The 17,860-nt window shown below is 35.6% G+C and carries 15 protein-coding genes; 2 read left to right on the forward strand and 13 right to left on the reverse strand.

The genetic code is table 11. The annotated features are described in order from the left end of the window. Positions 1-106: 106 nt before the first annotated feature. From ftsZ to mraZ, 13 genes are all read right to left on the reverse strand, one after another. Positions 107-2,071, reverse strand: a complete 1,965-nt coding sequence (ftsZ, locus tag ABXQ82_RS08020) for a cell division protein FtsZ (protein WP_367057509.1) — start codon at positions 2,069-2,071, stop codon at positions 107-109. Between the two features lie 57 nt (positions 2,072-2,128). Next, positions 2,129-3,448, reverse strand: coding sequence for a cell division protein FtsA (gene ftsA, locus ABXQ82_RS08025; protein WP_367057512.1), 1,320 nt, complete (start codon positions 3,446-3,448; stop codon positions 2,129-2,131). A gap of 3 nt (positions 3,449-3,451) precedes the next feature. Beyond that, entirely contained in the window at positions 3,452-4,144 is a 693-nt protein-coding gene (locus ABXQ82_RS08030; protein WP_367058017.1) for a hypothetical protein, read from the reverse strand. A gap of 16 nt (positions 4,145-4,160) precedes the next feature. Continuing rightward, a complete protein-coding gene (murC, locus tag ABXQ82_RS08035) occupies positions 4,161-5,513 on the reverse strand; it encodes a UDP-N-acetylmuramate--L-alanine ligase (RefSeq protein WP_367057515.1) in 1,353 nt (450 codons plus the stop codon). Beyond that, a complete protein-coding gene (murG, locus tag ABXQ82_RS08040; protein ID WP_367057518.1) occupies positions 5,510-6,613 on the reverse strand; it encodes an undecaprenyldiphospho-muramoylpentapeptide beta-N-acetylglucosaminyltransferase in 1,104 nt (367 codons plus the stop codon). Before murG ends, murC begins: the two co-directional genes overlap by 4 nt. Before the next feature lie 55 nt (positions 6,614-6,668). Further along, entirely contained in the window at positions 6,669-7,862 is a 1,194-nt protein-coding gene (locus ABXQ82_RS08045) for an FtsW/RodA/SpoVE family cell cycle protein (RefSeq protein ID WP_367058019.1), read from the reverse strand. 156 nt (positions 7,863-8,018) lie between these two features. Then, positions 8,019-9,335: a UDP-N-acetylmuramoyl-L-alanine--D-glutamate ligase gene (gene murD / locus ABXQ82_RS08050; protein WP_367058022.1), complete on the reverse strand. Its 1,317-nt coding sequence runs from the start codon at positions 9,333-9,335 to the stop codon at positions 8,019-8,021. Positions 9,336-9,479: 144 nt separating this feature from the next. Further along, the gene (mraY, locus tag ABXQ82_RS08055) at positions 9,480-10,715 is read right to left on the reverse strand and encodes a phospho-N-acetylmuramoyl-pentapeptide-transferase (RefSeq protein ID WP_367057521.1); all 1,236 of its coding nucleotides are present in this window, start codon (positions 10,713-10,715) and stop codon (positions 9,480-9,482) included. A 169-nt stretch (positions 10,716-10,884) separates the two neighbouring features. Further along, complete coding sequence (locus ABXQ82_RS08060; RefSeq protein WP_367057524.1) at positions 10,885-12,348, reverse strand: UDP-N-acetylmuramoyl-L-alanyl-D-glutamate--2,6-diaminopimelate ligase; 1,464 nt, start codon at positions 12,346-12,348, stop codon at positions 10,885-10,887. Beyond that, positions 12,345-14,300, reverse strand: a complete 1,956-nt coding sequence (locus ABXQ82_RS08065) for a penicillin-binding protein (protein ID WP_367058024.1) — start codon at positions 14,298-14,300, stop codon at positions 12,345-12,347. Before ABXQ82_RS08065 ends, ABXQ82_RS08060 begins: the two co-directional genes overlap by 4 nt. Positions 14,301-14,372: 72 nt before the next feature. Continuing rightward, complete coding sequence (locus ABXQ82_RS08070) at positions 14,373-14,693, reverse strand: FtsL-like putative cell division protein (RefSeq protein ID WP_367057527.1); 321 nt, start codon at positions 14,691-14,693, stop codon at positions 14,373-14,375. A 59-nt stretch (positions 14,694-14,752) separates the two neighbouring features. Next, entirely contained in the window at positions 14,753-15,658 is a 906-nt protein-coding gene (rsmH, locus tag ABXQ82_RS08075; protein WP_367057530.1) for a 16S rRNA (cytosine(1402)-N(4))-methyltransferase RsmH, read from the reverse strand. After that, the gene (gene mraZ / locus ABXQ82_RS08080) at positions 15,636-16,103 is read right to left on the reverse strand and encodes a division/cell wall cluster transcriptional repressor MraZ (protein ID WP_367057533.1); all 468 of its coding nucleotides are present in this window, start codon (positions 16,101-16,103) and stop codon (positions 15,636-15,638) included. Before mraZ ends, rsmH begins: the two co-directional genes overlap by 23 nt. A 304-nt stretch (positions 16,104-16,407) precedes the next feature. On the opposite strand from mraZ, the gene ABXQ82_RS08085 reads away from it, so the two are divergent. Both ABXQ82_RS08085 and yihA read left to right on the forward strand, forming a co-directional pair. Continuing rightward, positions 16,408-17,172 carry an alpha/beta hydrolase gene (locus tag ABXQ82_RS08085; protein ID WP_367057536.1) on the forward strand — a complete coding sequence of 255 codons (765 nt, stop codon included), beginning with the start codon at positions 16,408-16,410 and terminating at the stop codon, positions 17,170-17,172. Between the two features lie 80 nt (positions 17,173-17,252). Then, positions 17,253-17,852, forward strand: coding sequence for a ribosome biogenesis GTP-binding protein YihA/YsxC (gene yihA / locus ABXQ82_RS08090; RefSeq protein ID WP_367057539.1), 600 nt, complete (start codon positions 17,253-17,255; stop codon positions 17,850-17,852). The last annotated feature ends 8 nt before the right edge of the window (positions 17,853-17,860 follow it).

Here is a 17,860-nt window from a genome sequence, read left to right on the forward strand (position 1 = left end):
GTTGGAAGCGTGAAGTTAGAAGTTAGGAGAAAAAAAAATCCCGAAAAGAATGAGGGTTGCTTTTCGGGACATCACTAAAGTACGGTTAAGCACAGAAGTATTTTTACTAATCTACATTATCGTGCAAAAAAGAATTATTTGTTCTTAATTGAATATCATCATTATCATCCACCCCAACACTTGTTCTTGACAAATCAGTCTCTGATGAATGTCTGCTTTGTTCCAAACTTACGCCTTGACGTTTGTACGCAGGTATTTTTTCTATATCATCAATTTTTGAGGTATTGAATTTATAATTGAAATCTTTCATTTTAAGGCGACGTTCTGCGGTGCGTTGTTTCAAAATTTCAGAAATAGGCAAATCCATAGGATCAAATTCCTCATCAACAGACTGTTCAGCCACATCTTCTTTGATCACTTTCTTTTCAAACACTAAATCCTCTGGAATCTCCTCTACTAATTCATCCGTATTTGTTTGTGATTTATTCATAGATGATTCTGCTTCGATATAATCATCTAGTGCATAGCGAATATCGCCACCTTCTTCACTCGTTTCCGTTACAGGAATAAGCTCTACATAATCATTTACAGGGATATCTTTTGCTTCATCATCATCCAAATTAAAAGTAACGGTATCTTCCTCTTTTTCTTCTTCATCTTGTGAAAATAAAGGCAAATCAAAAGTCAAGGTAATTTGTTGTTCTTCCTCAGTTTCTTCAATCGCTGGATTCTGAACTTCCATTTTAGTTACTGGCTTAATGATAAAGTCATCTTCTTCCTTTATATTGCCCCTAACATTTTCATAAACAACATCGATATTTTTTATTAATTCTGACGTTGGAATTAAGGTAATATCATTAGGCAGCTGTCCTGTTTTTGGCTTTTCAACAACAATTTTTTCAGAAGAAATCACTTCTTCTTCAACCTCTTCAATATCTAAAGTATGTCTTACAACTGGAGTTTCTTCTTTTTTCTCCAACTCAACAATTGGCTCAATAATTTCTGGTTCTTTAGCTTTTGTTTCAGCAGCTTCTCCTAATGCATGAACTACTTTCTTCGTTTCCGTATTAGAAATTTCATCTTGCTGTTCGATATTAAATCCAGTTGCTATAATTGTAACGGAAATCGATTCTTCCAATGTTTCATCCTCACCAACACCCATGATGATATTTGCACCATGACCTGCCTCCGTTTGAATATGATCGTTAATTTCCCCTATTTCATCAATGGTAATTTCTTGTGAACCAGAAACGATAAGCAGCAACACATTTTTGGCTCCTGTAATTTTATTATCGTTTAATAACGGAGAATCTAAAGCTTTGCGAATGGCATCTTGAGCTCTATCTTGACCTGAAGCCAACGACGATCCCATAATTGCGGTGCCACTATTACTCAACACCGTTTTAGCATCTCGTAAATCTATATTTTGTGTGTAATGATGCGTAATAACTTCTGCTATTCCGCGAGCAGCAGTAGATAGCACTTCATCAGCTTTAGAGAAACCAGCTTTAAAACCAAGGTTTCCATACACTTCACGAAGTTTGTTATTATTTATTACGATTAGAGAATCTACAACACTTCTTAGTCTTTCAATGCCTTTTTGAGATTGTTGTAATCTCATTTTTCCTTCAAACTGAAAAGGCATGGTTACAATCCCAACGGTTAGAATATCCTTGTCCTTAGACATTTTTGCAATAATTGGTGCAGCACCTGTACCAGTACCACCGCCCATTCCTGCGGTAATAAAAACCATTTTGGTATTACTATCCAGCATTTGGGAAATCTCATCAAAACTCTCAACAGCAGATTGCTCACCAATTTCTGGGTTTGCGCCTGCTCCTAAACCTTCTGTTAAGTTTAGTCCTAGTTGTATTTTGTTAGGCACACCACTACTTTGAAGCGCCTGAGCATCGGTATTACACACATAAAAATCCACACCTTTAATACCTTGCTGGAACATATGGTTGATGGCATTGCTACCACCGCCACCAACGCCGATGACTTTTATAACATTTGATTGATTTTTAGGCAAATCAAATGCAATGCTTTCGAATTCGTTTTTACTGCTCATAAATCCTTTTTTTTGGGGTTCTAAATTTTACTTTTAATTCAATGGTTAATTTTTCAACTACTCGGCGTTATCTAAAAAATCCTTAACGCGTTCAGTTAATTTGTCTAGAAAAGATTTGCGTTCTTTTACAGGCTTTTCTATGTGTTCTTCGCTAACAGTTTCGTCTTTTATTTGTTCTTCATAGACTTCTTGCTCTTGCGCCTCAAACTTTTTACGCTCATTGCGTTTTAGTCCGTCAAGCACCAATCCAACAGCTGTTGCATACAATGGGCTCGTAACATCACTATCACTATCACCGGCTAAATGTTCGTTAGGGTAGCCAATTCTAGTATCCATTCCTGTGATGTATTCCACCAATTGTTTCAGGTGTTTTAACTGGCTTCCACCACCAGTTAATACAATACCTGCAATTAATTTTTTCTTTTGCTCTTCGTGACCATAATTTTTAATCTCTGCAAAAATTTGCTCCACAATTTCAACCACACGGGCGTGGATAATCCGCGATAGGTTTTTAAGCGTTATTTCCTTTGGCTCTCTTCCTCTTAATCCGGGAATTGAAACAATTTCATTTTCTTTATTTTCTCCTGGCCATGCAGAACCAAACTTTATCTTCAACAATTCAGCTTGTTTTTCTATAATCGAGCAGCCTTCTTTGATATCTTCTGTAATCACGTTTCCTCCAAAAGGAATGACTGCGGTATGACGGATAATACCATCTCTAAAAATGGCCAAATCGGTTGTGCCGCCACCTATATCAATCAATGCAACACCTGCTTCTTTTTCTTCCTGACTTAAAACAGCATTTGCCGATGCCAGAGGTTCAAGCGTGATACCTTCCAAATTTAAGCCTGAACTTTGAACACAACGCCCAATATTCCTGATAGACGACACTTGCCCAACCACTACATGGAAATTGGCTTCTAAACGTCCACCATACATGCCAATAGGCTCTTTTATTTCGGCTTGCCCATCAATTTTATATTCTTGAGGCAACACATGGATAATTTCTTCACCGGGCAGCATTACCAGTTTATGCACTTGATTGATGAGTCTATCTATATCATCTTCATCTATAACCGTTTCAGAATTTGGTCTAGTGATATAATCGCTATGTTGTAAACTACGGATATGTTGACCTGCAATACCAACGGTAACTTCTTCAATTTTAAGTTCGGCAGTAGCTTCTGCTTCTTGAACAGCTTGCTGGATAGATTGAATTGTTTGCGTAATATTATTAACAACGCCACGGTGCACTCCTAAACTTTTAGATTTACCAATACCTAAAATTTCAAGTTTGTCGTACTCATTTTTACGACCAATCATCGCCACAATCTTTGTGGTTCCTATGTCTAAGCCTACTGCTAAATTATGTTCCATTTGTTACGTTTTGGTACACACCACTTGATTATCAAATTGCAAATTCACTTTACTATACTTGTCCAACGTTTTTTCTTTTAAACTCTTTTTATAAAACGCTTTCAAGTTATTTATCTTTTTATCCAACAACTTTAAACTTCCCAAATTCACAGTAAAACTGCATTGCCTCAATTTTAAGGCAATGCCTCCATTTTCACTTTGATGAATCTCTACAACATGTTGCTTTAAAAAATCATCCGTTTCTATTTTACGTGCAACCTTAAAAAGGTGTTGCAAATTATTTTTTTCAACATAACCCGTAACCAAAGGCACCCTAGCGGTATAATTAGACGACAACGGCATGAAATTACCCTTATCATCTATATAATAAGATGCGTTTGTGCTTACTCTCGCAACAGGTCTTTTTTGTTTAATTTCGGCGTTAAGTGTTCCATTTACAGCAACATACACTTCAGCCGATTTTATCATGGGATTAGATTTCAGGGCAGATTCTAATTCGTTCAAATCTAAAGTTTCTTTAGGCATTTTTTTAACACTCCCCTGATTTTGTATTAACAATTTACTAACAGCCTCATGGGTTATAAAAAGATTGTTATCGCCTAAAAACGAAATATTAGGTTTTGATATTTCCCGCGCTTTATTTTTAACAGAAGTAAACGCATACAAAACCACCACAAATAGTAGCAAACCCAACATTTTTATATAATTCCAATTAACTCGCACTACTTAATTCTTTTTTAATATGTTTTACTTCTTCGCCTATATCTCCAGCCCCTATGGTTAAAATAGCTTGAGCTTCACTTTTATGTATTTCTGAAATTAAATCAGATTTATTGACTAATTTTTTATTAGGATTCTCAATTTTATTTAACAACCAAGTTGATGTCACGCCTTCAATTGGCAGTTCTCTTGCTGGATAAATATCTAACAGTAACAATTCATCAAACTGTGATAAACTTTTAGCAAAATCATCTATAAAATCTCGTGTTCTACTGTATAAATGAGGTTGAAATATGGCTAGTACTTTTTTATCTGGATACATTTCCCGAACCGCACCGTGAACTGCATTAATTTCTTCAGGATGATGTGCATAATCATCAATAAAAACCAAATCATCCGTTTTAATATGATACGTAAAGCGACGTTTTACACCTTTATAAGTTTCTAATGCTTCGGAAAGTTGTTGATAAGAGCACCCAAATTCTGAAGCCATTGCAAAAGCGATTAATGCGTTAGACAAATTGTGTCTTCCTGGTAAATTAAATTTTAAATTCTGGAGAACTGTTTTCGGCGTTTTAATATCAAAAATATAACTCCCATTTTCTATTTTTATATTTTGAATTGAATAATCTGCATCATCTTCAATACCATAAGTAATGCCTTTTAAAGGCAAACCATTTTTAACAAATAGCTTTCCGTTAGGTTTTATTTTTTTAGAAAAGTCTTCAAATGATCTTTTTAATTCCGAAGCATCTCCATAAATATCCAAATGGTCTGCATCCATTGAAGTGATGCATGCCAAATTTGGGGATAATGTCAAGAATGACCTATCGAATTCATCGGCTTCAACTACTGAAACCTCATCGCCATTCAATATTAAATTAGAATTGTAATTTTCACTTATGCCACCTAAAAAAGCGGTTAGCTTCACATTACATGCATACATTATATGTCCTAATATACTTGTCGTTGTCGTTTTGCCATGCGTTCCTGCAACTGCTAAACAAAAAGTGTTTTCTGTAATTAAGCCTAAAATTTGAGAACGTTTCATCACCTTAAAACCATGCGACATAAAATAGTTTAACTCTGAATGTTGCTTTGGAATTGCTGGCGTGTAAATGATTAAGGTTTCATCACTATTTAGAAACGCACTATCAACCTTATCAATATCATCTTCAAAATGAACCGAAATACCAAATTCTTCTAACCCTTTGGTTATTTCGGTTGAAGTTTTATCATAACCCGAAACGTTTTTGCCAATAGATTTAAAATAGCGCGCCAAAGCACTCATACCGATACCACCGATACCCACGAAAAAGACGTTATGTACACTATTCAAATTCATTTATTAAGCAATATTTCTACTTCTTCAACTATATCTTTTGTTGCATTTACCAATGCTAATTTTTTAATATTTGCTCCTAATTCTTTTTGCTTTTCCCGTGACGCGATTAATTGTGAAAATTTGTTTTCAAAATCCACATCCAAATCACTTTCCCTAATCAATAACGCTGCGTCTCTATTTACAATTGCCATTGCGTTTTTGGTTTGATGATCTTCAGCTACGTTTGGCGATGGCACAAAAATAACCGGCTTACCAACGATGCATAATTCCGACACCGAACTTGCTCCGGCTCTCGAAATAATAATATCTGCGGCTGCATAAGCTAAATCCATTCTATTTAAAAACTGGTGCACTTGAACATTTTTGGTATTGCCATATAATTTATACTGCTCATAGTAAAGCTTACCACATTGCCAAATGATTTGCACATTTTGAGTATCAAAATAATCGAGTTCTTTTTCAATCAATTGATTGATACGTCTTGAACCCAAACTTCCGCCTAAAACCAACAACGTATATTTCCCATGTTTTAAATCGAAATGATTTTTAGCTTCAACTGTTTTTTCGTCAATGCTCAACAAATCTTGTCGTACAGGGTTTCCAGTAATTTTAATTTTTTCCTTTGGAAAAAACCGTTCTAATCCTTTATAAGCTACACATATTTTATGTGCTTTTTTTGACAATAATTTATTGGTAATTCCAGGATATGAATTTTGTTCTTGTATCAACGTTGGAATATTTTTTGAAGCTGCCACATATAGTAACGGTCCGCTTGCAAAACCACCAGTTCCAATGGCCACATCTGGCTTAAAAGATTTCACAATCTTACGGGCTTTCCAAAGACTACTTATCAATTTAAACGGAAACATTAAGTTTTTTAATGTCAAATTTCTTTGGATTCCAGTAATCCAAAGCCCTTTGATATCATATCCAGCTTGCGGTACTTTCTCCATCTCCATTCTATCTTTAGCACCGACAAACAAAAATTTAGCTTCAGGGTATTTTGACTTTAACGCATTGGCAATAGCAATCGCAGGATAGATATGACCACCAGTGCCACCTCCTGATAAAATGATGTTATATTGCTTTGATTCTGCCACTAATGCTACTTTATTATATTAATACCTACAAGGTTTTAAAAACCTCGCAGGATAATTATATTGCTTCCGAAAGGATTTCCAACGGATTGTCTTCATTTATCTCTTGTTCTTTTATTTCTTCTCTTCTTGCACTTACGCTTAATATGATTCCTAATGCTAAACAAGTCATCCAAATAGATGTTCCTCCACTACTTATAAGCGGTAATGTTTGCCCCGTTACCGGAAATAATTCTACTGCCACAGCCATATTTATTAATGCCTGAAATACAATAGGCAAACCAACACCTAATACCAACAATTTACCAAAAACCGAATCGGATTTTTGCGCCACAATAACCACTCTAAACAGCAACCATAAATACATAAGCATTATTAAGAACCCTCCAATTAAGCCATATTCTTCTATAATTATTGCAAAAATAAAATCGGATGATGATTGTGGTAAAAAGTTTTTCTGAACACTTTTACCAGGGCCTACACCATAAACACTTCCTGTTGCAATTGCTATTTTAGCTTTTTCTATTTGATAATCGGCTTCGGTATCTTCTCCGTTTGCGAAGTTTTTAATTCTATTTTCCCAAGTATTAACTTTTACCCTTAAAGGTCCATTCGTCATTTTAGCAACTAACACAAAGAATGTTAATGCTACCAATCCAGACCCTAATATTATTGCTAAATATTTTATGGGATAGCCGCCCAAAAATACCAACACCAAAACCATGGTAAATATGATGGCTGTGGTAGAAAAATTTGAAGGCAAAATCAATGCTAAAATTAGAAAAACAGGCATCCATAATGGCACTATTGAAGACTTAAACGTAATCTCTTTATCCTGCATTTTAGATAAATAACGCGCCACATACACCATTAAAACTACCGCTGCAAAGGTTGACGTTTGAAACGACATGTTCACAAACGGTATTTGAATCCATCTACTTGCACTTGCGCCCTCAACTGTTGTGCCTTGTAAAATTGTAATGGTCAATAACACCAATACAATAGGAATCATAACCAACGATAAGCCTCTAAAATAGCGATACGGAATTTTATGAACCCCATACATTATAAAAAACCCTAGCACCAAATGCACAAAATGTTTTATTAAAAGTGTAAACGTATTGCTCCCTCCAGCTTTATAAGCTAAATTGCTTGCAGCACTATAGACCGGTAAAAACGATAGAATAGCCAATAGTGCCACTATTGCCCAAATTAACCGGTCTCCTTTTATGTTTTTAAATATTTGCTGCATCCTATCTGTTCTTTCGGACATTTTAACTCACTAATTATTACTTTTTTTTGTTGATTCGTTGAATCTTAGATTTCCCGAAGGGAAGAATTTGCTATTTTAATTATTATTTAATTTCCACATCAGTTTCTTCCCTATGGGAAGATTAAGATGGGCTTTTTACAAATTTCTTACTGCATTTTTAAACTGACGTCCTCTATCTTCATAATTTTCAAACAAATCAAAACTTGCGCAAGCAGGAGATAACAATACATTATCGCCCGCCTCAGCAACTTTATAAGCAATTTTAACAGCTTCGCTCATAAATTGTGTTTCGATGATGATATCTACCATATTTCCAAATTCGTTCATTAACTTTTCGTTATCAACACCTAAACAAATAATAGCTTTTACTTTTTCGTTTACAAAAGGGAACAACTCCCTATAATCGTTGCCTTTATCAACACCTCCAACAATCCAAACCGTGGGCGCATCCATACTTTCCAAAGCATAATATGTAGCGTTTACGTTTGTAGCTTTAGAATCGTTTATATACTGTACTTTATTAATTTTAAGCACTTGCTCAAGTCTGTGTTCAACCCCTTGAAAGTTCTCTAAACTCTCACGAATGGTTTGCTTTCTTATTTTCAACAAATGGGCTACCGTTGAAGCGGCCATTGCGTTTTTAATATTGTGTTTCCCTTCTAAGGCTAAATTAGTAGTTGGCATAATTATCTGGTTATTATCTATCGTTATTATTAGTTTGTTGTTTTCAAAATAGGCACCGTTTTCAATCTTTTTTTCTAATGAAAATGGCAATACTGTGGCTTGAACGGGATTGGTTTTCAAATGATTAGTAATCACTTCATCATCTGCATCATAAATCAAATAATCATCTTTAGTTTGATTCATTGCTATTCTGAATTTAGATCTGATATAATTTTCAAATTGATAATCATATCTATCTAAATGATCTGGTGTAATGTTGAGCAATACTGCTATTTTCGGTTTAAAATCGACACTATCATCTAATTGAAAACTGCTGATTTCCAAAACGTAATTCTCATGATCCTTTTCAAGGATTTGTTTTGCAAAACTATCGCCGATGTTACCCGCCAAACCAACATTCAATGCACCCTTTAATATATGATGCGTCAAGGTTGCTGTGGTTGTTTTCCCGTTACTACCCGTAATTCCAATTAACGTTGCATCCGTAAATTTTGAAGCAAATTCAATTTCTGAAACAATTGCAATGCCTTTATTTCTAATTGCTTTTACCAAAGGCACCTTATCAGGAATCCCAGGGCTTTTCATCACAACATCGGCATTTAAAATTTTAGCTTCTGAATGTTGACCTTCCTCCCACTCAATCTCATTATGTATAAGAACTTCTTTATATGATGCTTTTATTTTCCCTTTATCGGAAACAAAAACAGTATAGCCTTTTGCTTTTCCTAAAAGTGCTGTACCCACTCCGCTTTCTCCACCGCCCAATATGACTAAAAAGCCTCCTCCAACTCCTCCAAAGGAGGAGCGCTTCTTACTCGGTTGCTTTTCTTTTGTATTCAATTACTCTTTCTTTTTAGGAGATTCCCGTCCCTGCCTGCCAGCAGGCAGATTCGCGGGAATGACAAAAATTTATTATCTAATTTTCAATGTTACTATTGTTATAATCGCCAATAGGATACCTACAATCCAAAAACGCGTTACTATCTTACTTTCGTGATAACCTAGTTTTTGATAATGGTGATGTAACGGCGACATTTTAAAAATGCGTCGCCCCTCGCCATATTTCTTTTTAGTGTATTTAAACCAACTTACCTGCATAACCACGGATAGATTTTCTGCTAAAAAAATACCACACAATAAAGGAATCAACCATTCTTTTCTAACTGCAATTGCAATAACAGCGATGATTCCTCCAATGGTTAAACTCCCTGTATCTCCCATAAACACTTGTGCTGGATATGTGTTATACCATAAGAAACCAATTAAAGCACCCACAAATGCAGCGATATAAATTGTAATTTCTTCTACCCTTGGGATGTACATGATATTGAGATAATCTGAAAAAATGATGTTACCAGAAACCCATGCAAAAATCCCCAAAGTGAGTACTATAATGGCAGAAGTTCCTGCTGCCAGCCCATCGATACCATCAGTAAGATTTGCACCGTTAGAAACTGCGGTGATTATAAAAATGACGGCTAGAATAAAAATTACCCACGCGTATTTTTCCAATTCTGGACTTATCCAAGTAATTAAGTCGGCATAATCAAACTCGTTCCCTTTTACAAATGGAATTGTTGTTTTGGTTGATTTCTCTTCAGGTTTAAATTCTTTTACACGAAAAGTATTTTGAAACATTACTTGTTCCTGTTGCGCAACTGGCAGCTCTTCTTTTATAGTTACTTCAGAATGAAAAAAGAAAGTAGCACCGACAATTACACCAAGCCCAATTTGCCCAAGTACTTTAAACCGACCTTTCAGACCATCCTTGTCGTTTCTAAATTTTTTAATATAATCGTCCAAAAACCCGATGATGCCCATCCAAATTGTAGTTACAATAAGCACTATGACATAGATATTATCAAGCTTTGCCAATAAGAATACAGGGATTAAAGTTGCTAGAATAATAATGAGCCCACCCATAGTTGGTGTACCTGCTTTTTCTACTTGTCCATCTAACCCTAAATCCCGTATGGTTTCACCCATTTGTTTTCTTTGCAGAAACCGAATAATGCGCTTTCCGTAAATTGTAGAAATCAACAACGACAGAATCATTGCCAAAGCAGCCCTAAATGTTAAGAACCCAAAAAGCGTAGCTCCAGGGAATTGGAATTGTTTTTCTAAATATTCAAATAGATAATAAAGCATTTATACTTTTATTTAATGAAATTCTTCGACAAGCTTCACTTACTACTTTCAATGAAAATATATTTCCATTTTAGTAATGCCCTGCATAAAATTATCATATTGTTTTTTACTTCCATCTTCGGTCTTCCGCCTTCCGTCTTCGGTCTTCGGACTTCGGTCTTCCAACTTCTCACTTTTGTAATTGTTTTAAAAATTCTTCTACTGTTTTATAATCATCAAAATCGAAACGCTCTCCTTTAATTTCCTGATAGGTTTCATGACCTTTTCCTGCTATTAAAATGATGTCGTTTGCCTCAGCTAATTGACAGGCTGTTTTTATAGCCTGTTTTCTATCTAATATTGTTAAGGTCTTTTTGAAATTTTGTGGGGCCACGCCTTTTTCAATGTCTTCTAAAATCGTTTCAGGCGATTCGCTTCTAGGATTATCACTTGTAAAAATGACTTTCGTACTTAATTCTGAAGCAATATGTCCCATTTTAGGACGCTTCGTTTTATCTCTATCGCCGCCACACCCTACAACCGTAATTAACGATTCGTTTTTGGTTCGAATACTATTTATCGTTTCCAAAACATTTCTCAATGCATCGGGGGTGTGTGCATAATCTACAATAGCAGTAATTTTTTCATCTGAAACCAAATATTGAAAACGCCCACTAACGCTTTTCAATTCACTTATTAAACGAAGAATCTCTACTTTTTCTAGTCCTAATAATTCCGCGGTAGCGTAAATCGCTAAAACATTATAAGCATTGAAATTTCCTATTAAACGCGTCCAAACTTCATTGCCACCAACTGATAACAACAAGCCACTAAATTCATTCTCTAAGATCTGCGCTTTATAATCTGCATAGCTTTTAAGCGCATAAGTGTATTTTTTTGCCACAGTATTTTGCAGCATCACTAATCCGTTTTTATCATCAGTATTTGACAATGCAAAAGCATGACGCCCTAAGCCATCAAAAAATGCTTTTTTAACATCTCTATATTCAGCAAACGTGTTATGATAATCTAAATGATCGTGAGAAAGATTTGTAAACACACCACCCTCGAAACGCAGACCTTCCGTTCTACTTTGATGAATGCCATGGGAACTCACTTCCATAAAGCAGAATTCCACACCAGCATCATTCATCATCTTCAAATACCTGTTTATGGTTATGGAATCCGGTGTGGTATGTGTTGCTTTATACTCAACATTATCCACCATTATTTTTACTGTTGAAAGCAATCCAACTTTATAACCTGCATTTTTAAAAAGTTGATACAATAATGTAGTAACCGTAGTTTTTCCGTTAGTTCCTGTTACACCAACAAGCTTCAAATTATCCGATGGGGAGTCGAAATAATTCGAAGCCATAATTGCTAGTGCTTTGTTTGAGTAGTCAACTTCTATATATGTTATATTATCTATTAAAGTATCAGGTAAAGCTTCGCATACAACTGCTGTTGCGCCTTTTTTTATAGCAACATCTATATAATCATGTCCGTCTGAAACCGTCCCTCGAATAGCCACAAACACATCATTAGCCACTATTTTTCGAGAATCGAAATCTATAGCATTTATAGCAGTATTTGTACTACCAACAACAGCGTTGATAGTCACTTTATACAATATGTCTTTTAATAACTTCACGAAATTTCTAAAACAACTTTTTGATTCTTTTTTATTTTTTGACCTTTAGGAACGGACTGTTTTTTAACAACACCCGAACCTTTAATCCCTACTTCTAACCCCATATTTTCTAACAATGCTACGGCATCCATTGCTGGTAAACCAATTACGTTTGGCATAATTGTTTTATAGGTTTGTGCGATATTGTAATAGCTTTCAAACTGCTCGGTAACCGCTGCGTTTTGCACTTCCAGGGACTCAACCTCATCTATTAAAGGTGTATCTGTAAATATTTTTTGCGCAATACTTTTGAATACTGGTCCTGATACATCTGCGCCGTAATACCCCACTTTTGTGCTTGGCTTATGAATCACTACGATACAAGAATATTTAGGGTTTTCAGTTGGAAAGTATCCTGCGAAAGATGACACATACTTTCTATCTTTTCGCCATTCTTCGTAATTCTGATAATCTGTTCTCGCAGTTCCAGTTTTTCCTGCCATTGAGAAATTTTCAGAATACATACGTTGTCCCGTACCCCTTACCACAATATTTTTTAATATTTCCCTAATTTCACTTAAAGTCTTTTCAGAACATATTTTTTTTCGGTTCAATGTTTCTTTTTCAAACACTTCAATTTCTTTATCAAACTCTTTTACAGCCTTTATAAATCTAGGTTTTAGCATTTCGCCATTATTCGCAATAGCGTTATAAAAGGTCAATGTTTGCAAAGGCGTCATTTGCAAGTTGTAACCATAAGCCATGGAAGGCAATGCATTTCTACTCCATATCGCATCTCCTGGTTTTGGTATAATTGGCTTTCCCTCTCCTATTAATGAAACTCCCAACGTTTTATCCAATCCCCAACTTTTAATTCGTTTAATAAATTTTTCAGGTTGATGAGAATAATTTTCATCAATTATAGTCGCCAAACCAATATTTGAAGACACCTCTAAAGCACGAGCAGCAGATATTTTTCCATGACCACGAGAATCGCTTATCGTTCTTCCGTAGAAACGCTTCGTCCCCATTTTAGTGTCCACAATAGTAGCGGTGTCTATAACCTTATCCTCCAAAGCAGCCATAAGTGCCATCACTTTAAAAGTCGATCCAGGCTCATGGGATTCTCCAACGGCATAATTCAATTTTTCATAATAGGTACCTTTTGAAGTTCTTCCTAAATTTGAAATAGCGCGAATCTCTCCGGTCTCCACCTCCATAACCACAACACATCCATGTTCAGCCTCATAATATTCCAACTGTTTCAAGAGCGCATGATGTGCAATATCCTGAATGTTTACATCAATAGTTGTATAGACATCAAACCCGTCTTGTGGCTCAATCTTGTTATTGTCGTTTATAGGTTTCCATTGGTTTTTCCCTATTTGCTGTTTTGCGTGTTTGCCATCTCTTCCCCGTAGATATTGAACACCGAACGCGCCATCTATTCCTGGGCGGGTTACATTTCCTTTTTCATCAACACGTTCATAGCCAATAGTACGTTGGGCAATGCCTCCCATTGGGTGCTCTCGTTTTGTTTTTTGCTCAACAATTAACCCACCTTTAAACGGACTGATATCCAACATTGGAAAAGTTCTGAACCTTAAATACTCAGAATAGCCTAAATTTTTTGCTAACGATAGGTATCTGTTATGATTTGCTCTAGCTTTTCGGATTTTTTTTTGATAATATGATGATGATTTTCTACCTGAAAATTTCGCCAAAGAATCGCAAAGCGGTTTCAAGTTGTCTTCAAAAATTTTAGCAGATGGTGTTAATGCATCCAAAAGGATATCATACTTTGGTATTGAAGTCGCCAATAAATTACCGTTAACAGAATATACATTCCCACGGTTTGCAGGGATGATAAAATCTTTTACAATGCGCTCGCTTGCCTTGGCACGATATTCATCACCTTGCACAAACTGGATATTACCCAATTTCACCATAACAGCGATACCGAATATAAACATACATCCCGCTATGAAATACAATCTAATTAATATGTTTTTCTCGCTTACTGCCAAGGTTGAGATTTAATTTTATTACTTATTATTTGATTTTACTTTTATCTTTTGCGGTGGGTTTACCGATGGCGCCAAACCTTCTTCTTTCATTTTTGCCACAACTGCCGACTCCATTTTTAAGCGCATTAATCTTGAACGTCCATCAACAAATGCAGATCGCATTTCTTTTACCTCATTGGTTAATCTTGCAATTTCATGTACTTTTTTATCCGCACTATGCGAACTTGCAATCATAACAATTGCCAAGGCAGAAATAAAAATGATGATGCGCCAGTTTTTAAACGAATCGTCACTTACTAGAAATGTTCCTTTTAATATGTTATAGATATTTTTTTTCATCTCCCCATTGTCCTTCGGACATTTCCCCAAAGGGGAAACATTGGTCTGTTTTATTTAAATTATAGCTTTTGCGCTACTCTAAGCTTTGCACTTCTGGCTCTATTGTTTAATTTTATTTCTTCATTTGACGGCACTATTAAACCATTTACTTTTTTTAGAGGCACTTCAAAATTCCCGTACATATCCCGTTCTGGCTCTCCCTCAAACAACCCGTTTCTTATAAAACGTTTTACCAATCTGTCTTCTAAGGAATGGTAGGAGATAACACTCAATCGTCCGTTTTGTTTTAACAACTCAGGTGTTTGTAACAAAAACTCCTTTAATGCTTCAATTTCTTGATTCACTTCAATTCGAATGGCTTGATATATTTGCGCCAAAATTTTATTTTCATGTCGTGGCGACAAAAACTTTTTCAGTACCTGTTTCAACTGATCACTAGTTACAATAGTTTCGTTTTGTCTATGCTCAACAATTAATCTTGCCATCGCCGGAGCAGCCCTTAACTCGCCATATTGAGACAACACCTCTTTTAATCGCTCCTCCTCATATTCGTTTACAACATGGAATGCAGATAGCTTATTTTGCTGATTCATCCGCATATCTAAATTTGCTTCGAATCGGGTAGAAAATCCACGTTCTGCAACATCAAATTGATGGGACGACACTCCAAAATCTGCCAAAATCCCATCAACTTCTTTAACGCCATGAAATCTTAAAAATCGTTTTGCGTATCTAAAATTCTCATTTATCAATACAAACCTGTCGTCATCTAAAGCATTTGCCAGTGCATCTTGATCTTGGTCGAAAGCAAACAATTTCCCGCTTTCTCCTAATCTGCTTAAAATCTCACGACTATGTCCACCACCACCAAAAGTGACATCCACATAAACACCATCAGGCTTTATATTTAGACCATCAACGGTTTCTTTTAACAATACCGGATTATGATACATCGTCTTCGTCATCTTGCCCCATTACTTCTTCTGCTAAATCTGCAAAATCTAATGTTGCGTCATCAATAGCTTGTTCGTATAATTCCTTATCCCAGATTTCGATAATATTTATCGACGGCGAGATTACAATGTCTTTTGAAATGTTCGCGAAAACAGTTAAATCCTTCGGGATTAACAATCTTCCATTTCCATCAACCTCAATAACTCTTGCACCAGCGCTAAATCGTCTTATGAAATCGTTATTTTTTTTCTTGAACCTGTTTAACTTGTTCATTTTCTGCATTAACAATTGCCATTCCGCCATAGGATACAATTCTAAACAGGTTTGAAACACAGAACGCCTCAACACAAAACCACTATCCAAAATAGGCAGCAACTGCTTTTTCATCCCAGCAGGTATCATCATCCGCCCTTTGGCGTCAACTTTACAACTGTATGTCCCTATTAATGAATGCACTATGCTGTTTTTTGATTTTGAGGTTTAAACACCAAATATATCGAAAATTTTACCACGATTTACCACTTATTACCACTTTTGTTAATAATTTTTCGATGAACGGTAATTTTTGGACAATTATTTTACGAATCAAATCTGGCTTTAAACTCATTATCAGTCAGTTAAAAAGTGGAATAAAATGTTATCAAGAGGTGTTAACAACATTCTTGGAAGCCTTCCGTAAATCGGAAAAAATTAAAAGTCTTGAAATATGAATGATTTAACTATATTTGTTTTGTTAGGAAAACAGATGAACTAAAGATTAATGGGGGAAAGTTTAAAAAAAGAAAAGAATTTCAGTTATATAGAAGTTGGCGAAGGAACACCTATAATCGTGTTGCACGGATTGATGGGTGGTTTGAGTAATTTTGATTCGGTTAAAAACTTTTTTAGCGCAAAAGGCTATAAAGTTATAATTCCCGAATTGCCTATTTACAGCATGTCGCTTTTAAAAACCAACGTTAAGAGTTTTGCAAAACACTTGCACGATTTTATTGAATTTAAAGGTCTTGAAGATGTTATTTTATTAGGAAACTCGCTGGGTGGGCATATTGCTTTATACCATACCAAACTATATCCTGAAAAAATTAAAGCCTTAGTAATTACAGGTAGTTCTGGACTTTATGAAAGCGCTATGGGTGGTGGCTACACAAAACGTAGCGATTACGATGTCATTAAGAAGAAAGCACAAGATGTTTTTTACGATCCTAAAGTTGCTTCCAAGGAAATTGTAGATGAAGTTTATAGTACGGTTAATGACCGTCATAAGTTGATAAAAACATTGGCTATCGCAAAAAGCGCGATACGGCATAATATGTCGAAAGATTTACCTAAAATGAAAACACCAACGTGTATTATTTGGGGTAAAAACGACAATGTTACACCTCCCGAAGTCGCTGTAGAATTCGATGAATTGTTACCTGATTCTGAATTGTTTTGGATTGATAAATGTGGACATGCGGCAATGATGGAGCACCCAGATGAGTTCAACCAGATTCTGGACGTTTGGTTGACAAAGCGCAATCTCTAAAAAATCAAATTCCAAATAACAAATCAAATTCCAAATAACAATGCCGATAGTTACCGGGACTAAATTCCAAGTTTTAAAAAATGCTAATAAAATCTGCTGAATTTTTAGTAAGCAATTCTGATGTAGAAAAATGCCCAAAAAGCGGTTTGCCGGAATATGCATTTATTGGGAGGAGTAATGTTGGAAAATCGTCTTTGATCAACATGTTAACCAACCGAAAAAGTCTCGCAAAAACTTCGGGCAGACCAGGAAAAACACAATTAATCAATCACTTTTTAATTAATAAAAACTGGCATCTTGTTGACCTACCTGGTTATGGTTATGCCCGTGTTTCTAAAAGCACCAAAAAGGTATTCCAAAAATTTATTACTCAGTATTTTGCACTTCGTGAACAATTGGTAACCGCCTTTGTTTTGGTAGATATTCGCCATAAACCGCAACCCATAGATTTAGAATTCATGCAATGGTTGGGCGAAAATGGTATTCCTTTTTCTATAATTTTCACTAAGGCCGATAAGCTAAAACCAAATGCTATAGAACGCCATGTTTTAGACTATAAAAATGTGCTTTTAGAGACGTGGGAAGAAATGCCCAATTATTTTGTGACGTCTTCTTCTAATGAGACTGGGAAGGAGGAGCTTTTGGGCTATATTGGGGAGTTGAATGCTAATATGAGATAGCGTTTATT

Origin of the sequence: Algibacter sp. 2305UL17-15 (genome assembly GCF_040720935.1) — a bacterium.
Taxonomy (GTDB): domain Bacteria; phylum Bacteroidota; class Bacteroidia; order Flavobacteriales; family Flavobacteriaceae; genus Jejuia.